Genomic DNA, 14,138 nt, shown 5'->3' on the forward strand with positions numbered 1-14,138 from the left:
CGGATCAGCGGTCTGCGACGGTCTCGGGGTCGGCCGCGGACGGCTTGTGCGCGTGGACGACCTCGCGGAGGCGGGACATGGCCGTCACCCCGTCAGCGCCGTCAAAGGTCTGGATCGCCCAGATCCCCACGTGCTCGTAGGCCGGCAGCTCGAGGCGCGGCCAGTAGCTCGAGCGGGGGAACGTGAGCCCGACGACGTCCGCCCACGGCCACAGACGCGAACGCAATGGACCGGTGATCTCGACGCCGGTAGCGCCGGCACGAACACGGATGCGGAGCAGGGTGAGCAGCACCCCGGCGAAGATGAACCCGGTCACCACGAACGCGAGCTGGTCCGGAAGGCCGACCGTCACGCCGGTGTCGCCCCGGACGAGGATGATCGCCCAGATGACGTGGACGATGACGATCACGACGGCGAGCCCGACGACGATCTGGCGCATACGTGTCGGGCGGTGGTCGAATTCCCAGGTGTCGGCCGCGCTGGCCGCGGCGGCGGCACGCGCGTCCGGCGCGGAGCCGGAGCCCGCGGCGTCTCCGCCCATGGACTGTCCGCTCATCGTCCGCTCCTGAGGTCCCGGAGCACGACGGCGGAGCCGAGCGCCGCGGCGACGGCCTCTCCACCCTTGTCCTCGACGGCGCCCTCGTGACCATCACGATCGCGGGCCTGCTGTTCGGTGTCGGTCGTGAGCACGCCGTGGGCCACCGGGGTGGACTCGTCGAGCGCGATGCGGGTGAGTCCGTCCGTCACGGACCCGCAGACATAGTCGAAGTGCGGGGTCTCGCCCCGGATGACGACCCCGAGCGCCACGACGGCGTCATGTGTCCGGGCGAGCTCCTGGGCCACCACCGGCAGCTCCACCGCGCCGGTCACGCGCGCCACGGTCACCGCGGCCCCGGCAGAGCCCGCCACGGCCAGTGCCCGATCGAGCAGCTGGGTGCAGATCTCGTCGTGCCAGGTCGCGGCGACGATCCCGAGCCGCAGGCCCTGAGCGTCGGGGATCACCAGCTCAGGCCTACCGCTGCCGCTCATCGCAGCTCCTCTCCGTCGTGGTCGGTTCCGGGTGCATCGGTCGGGGCCTCGTCGAGCTCGTCGTCGAGTCCCTCCAGCAGGTGCCCCATGCGGTCGCGCTTGGTGCGCAGGTATCGCAGGTTCTCCGGGGTGACAGCCGTGGGCGTCGGAACCCGCTCGACGACCTCCACGCCGCCGGCGCGGAGCGCGTCGGCCTTGGCCGGATTGTTGGTCATCAGGCGCACCCGGCTGACACCGAGGTTACGCAACATCTGGGCGGCGAGACTGAAGTCGCGGGCGTCGGCCGGCAGACCGAGATCGAGGTTCGCGTCGACCGTGTCGCGGCCCTCGTCCTGCAGTTGGTAGGCGCGGAGTTTCTGGACCAGGCCGATACCCCGGCCCTCGTGACCGCGCATGTAGAGCACCACCCCCCTGCCCTCCTCGCAGACCGCGGCCACCGCGGCGTCGAGCTGGGGGCCGCAATCGCAGCGCAGTGAGTGGAAGACGTCCCCGGTGAGACATTCGGAGTGGATCCGCACGGACACCGGTTCGTCGCCCGTGATGTCGCCGGCCACCATCGCCACGTGCTCGACACCGTCGAGGACGTCGCGGTACCCGTGCGCGGTCATGGTGCCGGACGGGGTCGGGATGCGGGCGGCGGCCTCGTGCACGATCTGGATCTCGTGCGCCCGGCGCCACGCCTGGAGCGCCTCGATAGTGACCATCGCCAGCCCGTACTCATCGGCGAACCGTCGGAGCTCGGGGGTGCGGGCCATGGTCGTGGGATCGTCCTCGGACACGAGCTCGCAGATCACGCCGGCCGGGCGCAGCCCGGCGAGCCGGGCCAGGTCCACGGCGGCCTCCGTGTGGCCCGGGCGGGTGAGCACACCGCCGGGCCGGGCGCGCAGCGGGACGACGTGGCCGGGCCGGGTGAAGTCCCCCGGCACGGTCTCGCCCGACGCGAGCAGCCGTGAAGTGCGCGCACGGTCCGAGGCGGAGATACCGGTGGACACGCCTGTCCGGGCATCGACGGTCACCGTGTAGGCCGTGTCGTGACGATCCTCGTTGATGGCGCGCATGGGCGGCAGGTCGAGCCGCAGACAGTCCTCGGCCTCGAGCGCCACGCACACGTACCCGGACGAGTACCGGACGAGGAAGCCCATGAGCTCCGGGGTCGCGAGCTCGGCGGCGAAGATCAGGTCGCCCTCGTTCTCCCGGTCCTCGCTGTCCACGACGACCACGGCCTTCCCCGCCGCGATGTCGGCGATGGCGCGATCTATGCCGTCGAAGATGGTCACTGCTTCGGGTACTCCTGTGTCTGATCGTGTCCCGCGCGTCGGCCGCGGGCGCGGGCTCAAGTATGGCGCATCAGGTCAGCCGGCCCCGCCACCGCGTCCACCGAGCAGCCTCTCGACGTACTTGGCGAGCACGTCCACTTCCAGGTTCACCGTGTCTCCTGCGGCCAACGCCCCGAGGACGGTCGCCTCGAGCGTCGTCGGGATGAGGGACACCTCGAACCACGGCTCGGTAGCGCCGGCGTGACTGACCGCGGAGACGGTGAGCGAGGTCCCCGAGACCGTCATCGACCCCTTCTCCACCACATACTTCGCGAGCGCGGCCGGCAGCGAGAAGCGGACGACCTGCCAGTGTTCGTGCTCGACCCGGCTGAGCAGCTCGCCGGTGCCGTCGACGTGCCCCTGCACGATGTGGCCACCGAACCGGGCGTCGGCGCGCATCGCCCGCTCGAGGTTGACCCTGTCGCCGGGGGCGAGCGCCCCGAGAGCGGTGCGGTCGAGGGTCTCCGCCATCACGTCGGCGTCGAAGGTCTCGCCGGGGGTGTGTCCGGTGACCGTGAGGCAGACACCGTTGACGGCGATCGAGTCGCCGTGCCCGGCATCCGAGGTCACGACCGGGCCCCGGATCCGCAGGCGTGCCGAGTCCCCCATCCGTTCGACGGATTCGAGCGTGCCCAGCTCCTCGACGATTCCGGTGAACATCAGCGGGGTCCTTCCGTCTGCGCGGCCGGTGATGCCGCGGTGTGTCGATCTGTGGTCATCCGTAGGTGCACGTCGACGCCCAGTGTTCTGGACTCGAGCACGGTGAAACGGTGCGCCTGGAGGAGGGTGGTGACCCCGGCCCCGGCCACCGCGGACAGCCCGTCGCCGAGGACGAGGGGCGCCAGGTACGCGTCCACCTCGTCGACCAGCCCGGCCGCGAGGAACGCCCCGGCCAGGTGCGGGCCCCCTTCGATCAGGACGTGTTGGACGTCACCGAGCATGTCCAGCGCCGCGCCCGGGTCCCGCGTCGCCAGGTGGCGGAACCGCCCGTCGGTGCCGCGCACCCGGGCATCCCGGGGCACGGCCGTGAGCCCCATGACGGCGCGGAGTGGTTGCCGTGGGGCGGACGTGCCGTCGTCGAGGCGGGCGGTCAGTGCCGGGTCGTCGGTGCGGAGCGTCCCTGACCCGACGACGACGACGTCCATCTCCTGCCGTCGGGCATGTGCGTGTCGCCTGGCCTCGGGCCCGGTGATCCACATGCTGCTCCCGTCGGCCGCGGCCACTCGACCGTCGAGGCTGGCCGCGTACTTCCAGGTCACGAACGGCCGGCCCCGGGACTGCCGGTGGAGCCACGCCTTCAGTGGGCCCGACCGGGCGGCTGCCGTCTCGTCGTCGTCGACGAGTACTGCCTCGACTCCCGCCCGCCGCAACGTCTCCGCCCCGCCGGCCGCATCAGGCGTCGGATCCGGCACCGCGTACACCACCCGTGCGATCCCGTCCTCGATCGCCCGCGTTGTGCAGGGGCCGGTACGGCCGTGATGCGAGCAGGGTTCGAGCGTCACCACCAACGTCCCGCCCCGAGCCCGGGTCCCGGCTTCGTCGAGTGCCACGACCTCGGCGTGCCGGCCTCCCGCGGCCTCGGTCGCGCCGCGTCCGACGATCGCGCCGGCGGCGTCGAGCACCACGGCACCCACCGGGGGATTGGGCGTCGAGACCCCGAGCGCCGACCGCGACACCGCCAGTGCTTCGGCGAGTGCCGCCCGCTCGCGTTCCCGGCCCGCGCCCGGGGATCCAGCCATGGTCACGCCCGGGCGCCCAGAGCCTCCGCGCGGAGGGTCTCGACCTTCGCGTCGGGGTCGGGCGCGCCGTAGACGGCCGACCCGGCGACGAAGACGTCGACTCCCGCCGCGGCGCTCTCACCGATCGTGGCGGCGTCGATCCCGCCGTCGATCTGGATCAGCACGTCGAGCCCACGACGATCGATCTCCGCACGCAGGGTGCGGACCTTGTCGAGCATCTCGGGCATGAACTTCTGGCCGCCGAAACCGGGCTCGACGCTCATCACGAGCACCAGGTCGACATGGTCGAGAAGCTCCAGGTAGGGCTCGACCGGGGTGTCCGGTTTGAGGGAGATCCCCGCCCTGCAGTCCTTTGCGTGCAGCAGCTCGGCCACGCCCGCGGGGTCGTCGGTCGCCTCCACGTGGAAGGTGACGTTGAACGCGCCGGCGTCCACGTAATCGCCGACCCAGCGGGCAGGGTCCTCGATCATGAGGTGGCAGTCCATCGGCTTGTCCGTGACCGCGCCGACCGCCTTGGCGACCGGCGCGCCGAAGGAGAGATTGGGGACGAAGTGGCCGTCCATCACGTCGACGTGGATCCAGTCGGCGGACGGGATCCGCTCGATCTCGCGGTCGAGACGGGCGAAGTCGGCGGACAGGATCGACGGCGCGATGAGCGGCTGGTACGACATGCCGTCCAGTCTAGGCCTCGCGTACGGCTGCTTCGATTCTCGCCCGCGGCCCGTGCCCGACAGGGGCGTTCCGTGCTGTCGCTCAGCCGAACACCCCTGATCAGCCGACGCGGCGCAGCGCGGCCATGAACATCGCGTCCGTCCCGTGCCGGTGAGGCCAGAGCTGGGCCCACGGCCCGGTACCGAGACCATCGATCGGCTCCACGCAGATCCCGGCCAGCACCTCCTGCACGTCGAGCGTCTCCACGTCCGCCCGCCGCCCCGCCTCGCGGACCACCGACACCGTCTCCGACAGGTGCGGCGAACACGTGGCGTACAGCACCACCCCGCCCGGCCGGACCAGATCCAACGCCGAGTCGAGGAGCGCGCGCTGCAGCGACACGAGCTCGGGAACGTCCGCCGCGGTCTTGCGCCAGCGCGCCTCGGGACGACGACGCAGGGCCCCCAGTCCCGAACACGGTGCGTCCAGGAGCACGCGATCGAAGCCCGGCTCGAGCCCCGGTTTCCGACCGTCGGCGGTGTGCACCGTGACCGGGAGATCCTTGGTCGCCTCACGCACCAGAGCGGCACGGTGCTCGGACACCTCCACCGCGGTGAGTGAGGCGCCTTCGATCTCCGCCAGCGCCCCGAGTAGGACGGCTTTACCGCCCGGGCCCGCGCACAGGTCCAGCCAACGCCCGCCGTCCTCGCCGAGGACCGGCAGCCCGGCAGCGGCCAGCGCGACGAGCTGGCTCCCCTCGTCCTGTACCGCGGCCATGCCCTCGCGGACGGCGTCGAGGGATCCCGGATCCCCGGAATCCAGGTGCACGGCGTACGGAGACAGCCGCCCTTCCCGTCCGCCTGTCACCAGTGCCAGTTCCTCGCCGGTGATCGCACCCGGGCGCGCGGCCAGATGAACCCTGGGCCTCGCGTCGTCCGCCGCCAACAGTTCGGGAAGCTCGCCTGCCGCGGAACCGAGTGACTCGGCGAAGGCCCGGGCGATCCACTCCGGGTGCGCCGTGCCGATCGCCATCCGGGCGATCGGATCCGCCACCGCCTCCCGGAGGGCGTCGATCCACTCCTCGGTCGTGCGCGCCGCGATCTTGCGCAGAACCGCGTTGACGAATCCGCCCGCGCGGCCCAGACCTTCGGTCCGCGCGGCTTCCACGGTGGTGTCGACCGCCGCGTGGGCACCGATTCGGGTGAACAGCAGCTGGTACGCACCGAGCCGGACCAGGTCCAACACGGGAGGGTCGATCTCGTCGACGGAACGTGACGCCGCGAGTGCGATGATGCGGTCGAGTAGGCCCTGCGCACGCAGGGTTCCGTAGGTGAGCTCCGTCGCGAGGGCGGAGTCCCTCGCGTCCAGCCGGGCCCGGCGCAGTTCGGCCGGGAGGGCGAGGTTCGCGTACGCGGAGCGTTCCCGCACGGCGGTCATGACCGCCAGCGCGACCGCCCGGGCGTCGGGGCGGGGCGCCTGCGGCTGCGGACGCTTGTTCTGGCCCGGACCCTGCGGCCCCCGCCGACCGTGCGCGCTGTCCCGTCGAGTTCCCTGACCACCGGCGCCGCCGCGTGGACGCTGTCCTGAGCCCTTGCCGCGGCCCCGAGGCGACTGTCCCCGGCCGCGTGAATCGTCGGCGCTCATTCGAACACCGTCCCGGACTCGAGCCGTGCACCGCGCGCCCAGTCCAGCGCGTCCATCATCTTTTTACCCGGAGGCTGCACCTTCTCGATGAGAATCGGGGCCGACGCTGTCCCCACGAGGAACGCTCGCTTGCCCCACCGGATACGTCCCGGTGCGAGCGAGGATTCGAGCCCCAGGGCCTCGATCTCGGTCTGATCGGCCGGGCGCGCGACCCCGATCTTGACGCGCTCACCCCCCATGGTCGTCCACGCGCCCGGAGCCGGGGTCACGGAGCGGATATGACGATCCACCGCGATGGCCGGATCCGTCCACCGCACGCGGGCGTCAGCGACGGTGATCTTCCCCGCGTAGGACACGCCGTCCTGCGGTTGCGGCTCGGCGCGCAACCGCCCGGCCTCGATTCCGTCGAGGGTGGCCAACAACAACCCGGAGCCCGCATCGGCCAATCGGCCCAGGAGCTCCCCCGCCGTGTCGCGCGGCCGGATGGTCTCGGTCATGGTCCCCAGCACCGGCCCGGTGTCCATGCCCTCGTCGAGTCGGAAGGTCGTGGCACCGGTGACCTCATCCCCGGCCGCGATCGCGGCGTTCACGGGGGCAGCGCCCCGCCAGGCCGGCAGTAGGGAGAAATGGAGGTTGATCCACCCATGCGTGGGGATCTCGAGCACCGGCCGGGGCACGAGGTGGCCGTAGGCGACCACAGGTGCCGCATCCGGAGCCAGTTCTCGGAGACGCTCACCGAACTCGGGGTCGCGGGCACTGGGAGGTGTCAGGACCTCGATGCCCGCGGCATCCGCCGCCGCAGCGACGGGGCTGCGGGAAAGACCCCGTCCCCGCCCAGTCCTGGCGTCCGGCCGGGAAACAACCGCCACCACTTCGTGTGCATCGCTGTCCAACAGCGCCCTGAGCGAGGGGACCGCCACCTCCGGCGTCCCGGCAAAGACGAGCCGCATGATTATCTCGCCCCCGTCGTCTCGGACAGTTGATCATGGACAACGCCCGCGCTGATCCCGGCACTGCCGAACCAGGAGGACGAGCGGATCTGTGCCATGGCCGACCTCCTCTGCTCGGGAGCGAGGCGCTGGAGGAACAGGATCCCGTCGAGGTGATCGGTCTCGTGTTGGACGGCCCTCGCGAGGATGCCGTCGGCCTCGAAGCTCACCGGCCGGCCATGGAGGTCCCGGCCTCGCGCTCGCACGCGGGCGAATCGCTCCGTCGGCTCGGACACCCCGGGGATCGACAGGCACCCCTCGTTCACGTGGGTCCTGTCGTCACCGATCGGCTCCCACTCCGGGTTGACGAGATGTCCTTCCCGGCCTCCACAGCTGTAGACGAACACCCGGATGGACAACCCGATCTGTGGGGCCGCCAGCCCGGCGCCGTCCTCGTGGCGGACGGTGTCCATCAGGTCCGTCACCGCCCGCTCCAACCTGTCATCGAAGGACGTGACCGGGTCGGTCGGAGTCCGGAGTACCGGGTCGCCGAAGAGCCGGACGGGAAGGACGGGCATGCGTATCTGGTCTCCTCGCGAGCACTGGTGGTGGTGACGGTCCATTCTAGGGGTAATCCAGCCGACCGAACGAGCGCCGGTAGGGTCAACCGATGTGGACCGGGTCCAGCCGCACACGGACCGGCTCTGAACTGCGCCTGCCGGATCGACCGACCACGAACGCCCGCACCTCCGTGACGACCACGGGGAGGTCGGCGGGAGGGATCCGTAGCAGTAGTCGTTCCGGATCCTCGATCTGCTCCTGACCCGGAAGCTCCTCACCCTCAGGGAGGTCCACCGGGCCCAGTACCTCGACACGATCGATGAGCCGGAAGCCATCGAGGAACTCGGAAAGCGCGGTGGCCGGGCCGTCGACGGCGATCATGTGCACCGCCGGCGGGAACCCCACCTCGGCCCGGTCCGCCAGCTCACGCTCCGCCCAGGCCTGCGGAGCCCATCTCACCAGCGCCTGCGACACCGGCGATTCGGAATCCGCCGACAGAAAGACCCGGCCACCTTCCTCGGCGGGGCGGACCAGGCCCGCCGCGCCGATCCAGAGCCTCAGTGCCTTCTGGACCGCACGCAGGTCAGGCCTGCCGAGCAGGGCCCACGAGTCGAGTAGTAGCGCGGCCCCGTACCCACCCTCGGCGACCGGTTCAGCCCCCGGGGTCGACACGATGATCGCAGGGGCGGCGGGGACGGAATCGAGGGTCTCTCCTCCCCTGCTCGTCCGCACCCTCACCCCCGGGAACATCCGTCCGAGTTCCTCGGCGGTCCTTCCGGCGCCGACCACGCCGGCACGAAGTGCCCTGGACCCGCACGCGACGCACCGGAATCCGGTCTCCGGTGCGCCACACCAACCACACGCGAGATCCACCGGCCCGTAGACCTCGTCCATGCGGCCGGCCCTGACGGGGCCGTTGCACCGTCGGCACCGCGCGGGCGCACGACATGAACCGCACAGCAGGGTGGGAATGTATCCCTTACGCGGAACCTGGACCAGCACCGGCGCATCCACGTCGATCGCCTCCCGCGCCATGGTGAGCGCGACGGCCGGCAACCTGGTGCGACCCCCGGCCACGTCCCTCGCCTGGATCGGATCGGCATCGGTCACCGCGGTGACGCGCGGAGCGAGTTCCCTGATGAGACCCGTCCGCGGACGTACCTCGTGGGCCCAGCCCGACCGGACGTACTCCGCGACCTCCGGCGTCCGGTCGACAGAACTGAACATGAGCGGGGTCTCGTCGAGAAGTGAACGCTGAACCGCCACCTCACGCGTATGCGGATACGGCGCCCGCGGTTCGACGAAGGAATCGTCGCCGTCATCGTGCAGGACGATCAGACCGAGTTCCGGAAGCGGGGCGAACACCGCGCTCCGGGTGCCCACGACGATTCGCGCATGCCCCCGGGTCGCCCTCAGCCAGCGCCGGTAGCGCGCGGAAGGGCCGACACCCGCGGACAGGTCCGCGACGAGATCCCGGCCGGCCGCTCCTCCCCCCACGGCCGCCCGACACGCCTCCGTGAGACGGTCGACATCCCGCTGGTCCGGAACGATCAGCAGAACCTGCAGGCCCCTGCGTCTGACCGAGTCCGCCAGTGACGCCAGAGCCGTGGCCCAATCCCGGCCGGGCGGGGCCGTCCATACCGCTCGCGCGGGGATCCCGGCGGTGGCGGCTTCGAGGAATCTGGTGACCATCGGGTGGTCGTCCCAGCCTTCGGGGAGCTCGACCGGGCCCGTGGTCACCCCGAGCGGCTCGAGGGGCTCCGGCACGGACTTCTCCGCGGCGGCGTGTCGAGGAGGGACCGCCAACCGGATGACATCCGAACGCATGCCCATCCACCGGCGCGCGACCGCCTCCACCAACCCGAACAACGCGGGCGTGAGCACAGCCTCCGGCGAGACGACGCGCTCCAACCACGCCAACTCGCCCCGATGCTCCGACTCCTCCGACCGCGCGATGACGAATCCATCGACCAACCGACCGGCGAAGCGAACCCTTACACGCGTGCCCGGCAGGGCCTGCCCCGTCAGGGACTCGGGCACCTGATAGTCGAACTCGCGGTCCAGATGCGGCACCCCGAGCAGAGGCAGGACCCGGGCCACCGGGGCGTCAGCCGCCGGGGCCCGGGTCGCTGGCCGTGTGGTCGTCACGTACGGGATCCTCGCATCCCGTTACGACAGACGAGAGGTCGAGTCAGAGTCCTGCGGCCTTACGCAGCTCGTCGACACGATCGGTCCGCTCCCAGGGGAGGTCGATATCGGTACGGCCGAAGTGCCCGTAGGCAGCCGTGGGTGCGTAGATCGGCCGCTTGAGGTCCAGATCCCGGATGATCGCACCCGGACGGAGATCGAACACCTCGGACACGGCCTGCTGGAGCGTGTCCAGGGAGACCTTCTCGGTCCCGAACGCCTCGACGAACAGGCCGACCGGAGCGGCCTTGCCGATCGCGTACGCGACCTGTACCTCGACACGCTCGGCTAGCTCGGCGGCGACGATGTTCTTGGCGACCCAACGCATGGCGTACGCAGCCGACCGGTCCACCTTGGACGGATCCTTGCCCGAGAACGCGCCGCCCCCGTGGCGGGCCATTCCGCCGTAGGTGTCGACGATGATCTTGCGGCCGGTCAGGCCGGCGTCACCCATCGGCCCGCCCAGGACGAACCGGCCGGTCGGGTTCACCAGGAGCCGGTAATCGCTCTGGTCGATCGCCAGGGCGGCTTCCTCTGCCAGTACGGGCTTGATCACATGCTCGGTCAGGTCGTCGCGAAGCGTGGTCTCCAGATCGATCCCGTCCGCATGTTGGGTCGAGATCACGATCGTGTCGAGCCGGACCGCCTTGTCGCCGTCATACTCGACGGTGACCTGGGTCTTGCCGTCCGGACGCAGGTAGGCCAGAGTGCCGCTCTTGCGAACCTCCGTCAGGCGGCGCGACAGTCGATGCGCGAGCGCGATCGGCAGCGGCATCAGCTCAGGGGTATCCGAGCAGGCGTAACCGAACATCAGACCCTGGTCACCGGCGCCCTGACGCGCGATCTCGTCCTCGACGGACTCCACCGAGGTGCGGGCCTCGTGTGAGGTATCCACTCCCATCGCGATCTCGGGCGACTGTTGTCCGATCGAGATCGAGACACCACAGGAGATGCCGTCGAAACCCTTGTCGGACGAGTCGTAGCCGATCTCGACGATCTTGTCGCGAATCAGCTGGGGGATCTCGACGTACCCGGTGGTCTTGACCTCGCCGGCCACATGGACCTGGCCGGTGGTGACCATCGTCTCCACGGCCACCCGGGCCGCCGGATCCTGCTCCAGCATCGCGTCCAGAATCGCGTCTGAGATCGCGTCACAGATCTTGTCCGGGTGCCCCTCGGTCACGGACTCGCTGGTGAACAGCCGACGTGCCTGCGTCACAGTGATTCTCTCTTCCATCGTCGGATCGCGTGCGGTCGTCGCCGACCGCGTGAGAACAGACTAGTCGGTGCGTCCCACGTCACTGCGCGCGGTCCGTCAGCGGGACCGTTCCACCACCGCGTCGAGGATGCGCCCGGCGAGGACATCCTTGCTCGCGCGGTCGACGAGTATCTCCCCGCCGTCGGAATCGAGAATCCAACCCCCGTTGTGGTCTCTGCCGAATGTGGTGTTCCGACCGACCTCGTTGACGACGAGGAGGTCGCACCCCTTTCGCGCCAGTTTCGCCCGACCGTGCTCGAGGACGGACCCGGACGCGTCACCGGTCTCCGCGGCGAAACCGACGAGCAGACACGAGGTGGGCACCTCGCCGCGGCCGCGCGCGGCGACGAGATCAGCGAGGATATCGGGGTTGCGCTCGAGTCGGATCTCGGCCGGTTCCGCGCCGGTCCCCTTCTTCAATTTCGATTCCGACACGTGACTGGGCCGGAAATCGGCCACAGCGGCCGCCTTGATCACGACGTCGGCCGTGGCTGCCGCGCGCAGCGTCTCTTCGCGGAGCTCGCGGGCCGATTCGATCCGCACCTCGGTGACCGCGGGCGGTGTCGGGAGGTCCGCGGAGGTCACCAGTGTCACCTCGGCGCCCCGGGCGACCGCGAGTGCCGCCAGCGCATGTCCCTGTTTTCCGGAACTGCGATTGCCGAGGAATCGAACTGGGTCGATCTCCTCACGCGTCCCGCCGGAGGTGACGACGATGTGTTTTCCGGCCAGGTCCCAGGGAAGCGAACCGCCGTCGAGAAGCAACCGCGCCAGTCGGGCGATGTCGGCCGGCTCGGGCAGCCGCCCCGCGCCGGTATCCGCTCCCGTGAGTCGGCCGCGGGCCGGGGGCATCACGTGGAGTCCGTCTCCGCGCAGGGTCTCGACGTTCCGCTGCGTCGCCGGGTGCTCCCACATCTCGGTGTGCATCGCCGGAGCGAGCAACACCGGGCACCTCGCGGTCAACAAGGTGGAGGTGAGCAGATCATCAGCGCGGCCGGACGCCGCACGGGCCATCAGGTCCGCCGTCGCAGGGGCGATGACGACCAGATCGGCCTTCTGCCCCAGGGCGACGTGCCGGACGGAGGGAACATCCGAGAACACACCGGTGGACACCGGGTTCCCGGACAGTGCCTCGAAGGTGGCGGCCCCGACGAAGTTCAGGGCCGCCTCTGTGGGGACGACGTCGACGTGGCAACCGGACTCGGTGAGGAGCCTGATGAGGCCACAGGCCTTATAGGCGGCGATCCCGCCTCCGACGCCGACGACGACACGCATCGCGCGTCTGTCGTCCCCCTCGGGGGTCACTCGCCCTCGGCGCAGTCGAGAAGGTCGGAGTGGAGTTCGCGCAGGGCGATGGTCAGGGGCTTCTCGTGGAGACCGGGATCGACGAGCGGTCCGACGTACTCGAGGATCCCCTCTTCGATCTGGTTGTAGTACGAGTTGATCTGCCGAGCGCGCTTCGCGGCGAAGATCACGAGTGCGTACTTGGAGGACGCCCGCTCGAGAAGCTCATCGATCGGGGGGTTGGTGATGCCGATCGGGGTGTCGTACAGCGGGGTGGCCGCTGCGGCTTCGGTGGTGGCCACTATGGGTTCTCCTCTGGGTACAAGCCTGGGTGATGCGGGAAGTTTCGGCCCTGGCCCGGGCCACACTGACGTGGTGCCCGGGCGACGGCACTAGCCGACCAGCAATGATACCAATTGTTCGACTGCGGTCTCGAGTTCGTCGTTGACGACGACCTCGTCGAACTCGCCGCGAGCGTCCATTTCGACCTTCGCGGTCTCGAGGCGGCGCGCCACGACCTCGTTCGGCTCCGTGCCGCGACCGCGAAGCCGCTGCTCGAGTTCCTCCCAGGACGGCGGGGCCAGGAAGACCGTTCGCCCCTCCGGGATCGACTCGCGGATCTGGCGGACGCCTTCGAGGTCGACCTCGATGAGAACCGGCCGCCCCGCCTCCAGTGCCTCGTGGACCGGTTCGGCGGGGGTGCCGGACAACTGGAGTCCTCGATGGATCTCCGCCCACTCCAGCATGCGGCCCTCGGCAACGGCGTCCCGGAACTCGTCCGTCGACACGAAGAAGTAGTCGTGCCCGTGGACCTCACCGGGGCGCGGGGCCCGGGTGGTCATCGAGACGCTGAAGTAGAGATCCGAGACGCGCTCGCGAAGGCGGGCTACAACGGTTGACTTGCCGACAGCGGAGGGGCCGGCCAAGACGATCAGCCGGCCCCTCATCGCCGTCGTCTCCGGGTTGTTCGCCCCGGGCGACGGTGTGTTCATGCGTCGATCAGTCGACCGTGAAGTCGAACCGCTCGAGCAGCGCGCGGCGCTGGCGGTCACCGAGACCACGCAGGCGACGCGTGGGCGCGATCTCCAGCTCGGTCATGATCTCCTGAGCCTTGACCTTGCCGACCTTGGGCAGAGCCTCGAGCAGCGCCGAGACCTTCATCTTGCCGAGGATCTCATCGGTCTCAGCGTCCTTGAGCACCTGCTTGAGGTCGGTGCCGCCGCGCTTCAGGCGCTCCTTGAGCTCAGCCCGGGCACGACGGGCCGCAGCCGCCTTCTCCAGAGCAGCAGCGCGCTGCTCATCGGTCAACTGGGGAAGGGCCACAATTCCTCCGTCTCGTTCGTGTGTGTCTCATGACTCACGCGGATGTCCAAGGTAGGACACCAGCGTCTGGTGTGCGGTGACCGTCCCCGGCGCGTCCGCGGGCTGCGGATCGTTCCGGAAGCGGGCGCTCCCTCGTGCTCACCGTACCCGGGCGGTACCGCCTCCCTGACGGAGCCGGCGACCGCATCGGGCCTGATGACCTCAGCAACAGTACGCGGCC

The 14,138-nt window shown here is 70.2% G+C and carries 15 protein-coding genes; all 15 read right to left on the reverse strand.

All coding sequences use genetic code 11. From position 1 onward, the window contains the following. Window positions 1–4: 4 nt before the first annotated feature. The gene (locus ACWGLC_RS05325; RefSeq protein WP_452098903.1) at window positions 5–556 is read right to left on the reverse strand and encodes a PH domain-containing protein; all 552 of its coding nucleotides are present in this window, start codon (window positions 554–556) and stop codon (window positions 5–7) included. Next, window positions 553–1,029: a 6,7-dimethyl-8-ribityllumazine synthase gene (ribH, locus tag ACWGLC_RS05330; RefSeq protein WP_452098904.1), complete on the reverse strand. Its 477-nt coding sequence runs from the start codon at window positions 1,027–1,029 to the stop codon at window positions 553–555. The genes ACWGLC_RS05325 and ribH overlap by 4 nt, the downstream gene beginning before the upstream one ends. Beyond that, the gene (locus ACWGLC_RS05335) at window positions 1,026–2,306 is read right to left on the reverse strand and encodes a bifunctional 3,4-dihydroxy-2-butanone-4-phosphate synthase/GTP cyclohydrolase II (protein ID WP_452098905.1); all 1,281 of its coding nucleotides are present in this window, start codon (window positions 2,304–2,306) and stop codon (window positions 1,026–1,028) included. The genes ribH and ACWGLC_RS05335 overlap by 4 nt, the downstream gene beginning before the upstream one ends. Window positions 2,307–2,381: 75 nt before the next feature. After that, entirely contained in the window at window positions 2,382–3,005 is a 624-nt protein-coding gene (locus tag ACWGLC_RS05340) for a riboflavin synthase (RefSeq protein WP_452098906.1), read from the reverse strand. Beyond that, entirely contained in the window at window positions 3,005–4,084 is a 1,080-nt protein-coding gene (gene ribD, locus ACWGLC_RS05345; protein ID WP_452098907.1) for a bifunctional diaminohydroxyphosphoribosylaminopyrimidine deaminase/5-amino-6-(5-phosphoribosylamino)uracil reductase RibD, read from the reverse strand. The genes ACWGLC_RS05340 and ribD overlap by 1 nt, the downstream gene beginning before the upstream one ends. A gap of 2 nt (window positions 4,085–4,086) precedes the next feature. Next, window positions 4,087–4,755 (reverse strand): ribulose-phosphate 3-epimerase, encoded by a 669-nt coding sequence (rpe, locus tag ACWGLC_RS05350; protein WP_452098909.1) that lies wholly within the window; start codon window positions 4,753–4,755, stop codon window positions 4,087–4,089. Window positions 4,756–4,855: 100 nt separating this feature from the next. Further along, window positions 4,856–6,379 (reverse strand): RsmB/NOP family class I SAM-dependent RNA methyltransferase, encoded by a 1,524-nt coding sequence (locus ACWGLC_RS05355; RefSeq protein ID WP_452098910.1) that lies wholly within the window; start codon window positions 6,377–6,379, stop codon window positions 4,856–4,858. Next, window positions 6,376–7,329, reverse strand: coding sequence for a methionyl-tRNA formyltransferase (fmt, locus tag ACWGLC_RS05360; protein WP_452098911.1), 954 nt, complete (start codon window positions 7,327–7,329; stop codon window positions 6,376–6,378). The genes ACWGLC_RS05355 and fmt overlap by 4 nt, the downstream gene beginning before the upstream one ends. Before the next feature lie 2 nt (window positions 7,330–7,331). Then, window positions 7,332–7,886 carry a peptide deformylase gene (def, locus tag ACWGLC_RS05365; protein ID WP_452098912.1) on the reverse strand — a complete coding sequence of 185 codons (555 nt, stop codon included), beginning with the start codon at window positions 7,884–7,886 and terminating at the stop codon, window positions 7,332–7,334. Between the two features lie 85 nt (window positions 7,887–7,971). Further along, complete coding sequence (locus ACWGLC_RS05370) at window positions 7,972–10,017, reverse strand: primosomal protein N' (RefSeq protein ID WP_452098913.1); 2,046 nt, start codon at window positions 10,015–10,017, stop codon at window positions 7,972–7,974. Window positions 10,018–10,060: 43 nt separating this feature from the next. Then, entirely contained in the window at window positions 10,061–11,275 is a 1,215-nt protein-coding gene (gene metK, locus ACWGLC_RS05375) for a methionine adenosyltransferase (RefSeq protein WP_452098914.1), read from the reverse strand. Between the two features lie 96 nt (window positions 11,276–11,371). After that, window positions 11,372–12,586 (reverse strand): bifunctional phosphopantothenoylcysteine decarboxylase/phosphopantothenate--cysteine ligase CoaBC, encoded by a 1,215-nt coding sequence (coaBC, locus tag ACWGLC_RS05380; protein ID WP_452098915.1) that lies wholly within the window; start codon window positions 12,584–12,586, stop codon window positions 11,372–11,374. A 26-nt stretch (window positions 12,587–12,612) separates the two neighbouring features. After that, window positions 12,613–12,897, reverse strand: coding sequence for a DNA-directed RNA polymerase subunit omega (gene rpoZ, locus ACWGLC_RS05385; RefSeq protein WP_061228655.1), 285 nt, complete (start codon window positions 12,895–12,897; stop codon window positions 12,613–12,615). A gap of 90 nt (window positions 12,898–12,987) precedes the next feature. After that, on the reverse strand, window positions 12,988–13,587 hold the full coding sequence (gmk, locus tag ACWGLC_RS05390) for a guanylate kinase (protein WP_452098916.1): 600 nt from the start codon (window positions 13,585–13,587) through the stop codon (window positions 12,988–12,990). 7 nt (window positions 13,588–13,594) lie between these two features. Beyond that, complete coding sequence (gene mihF, locus ACWGLC_RS05395; RefSeq protein WP_182633042.1) at window positions 13,595–13,918, reverse strand: integration host factor, actinobacterial type; 324 nt, start codon at window positions 13,916–13,918, stop codon at window positions 13,595–13,597. Between the last annotated feature and the right edge of the window lie 220 nt (window positions 13,919–14,138).

Source organism: Dietzia sp. NPDC055877, from assembly GCF_053615975.1.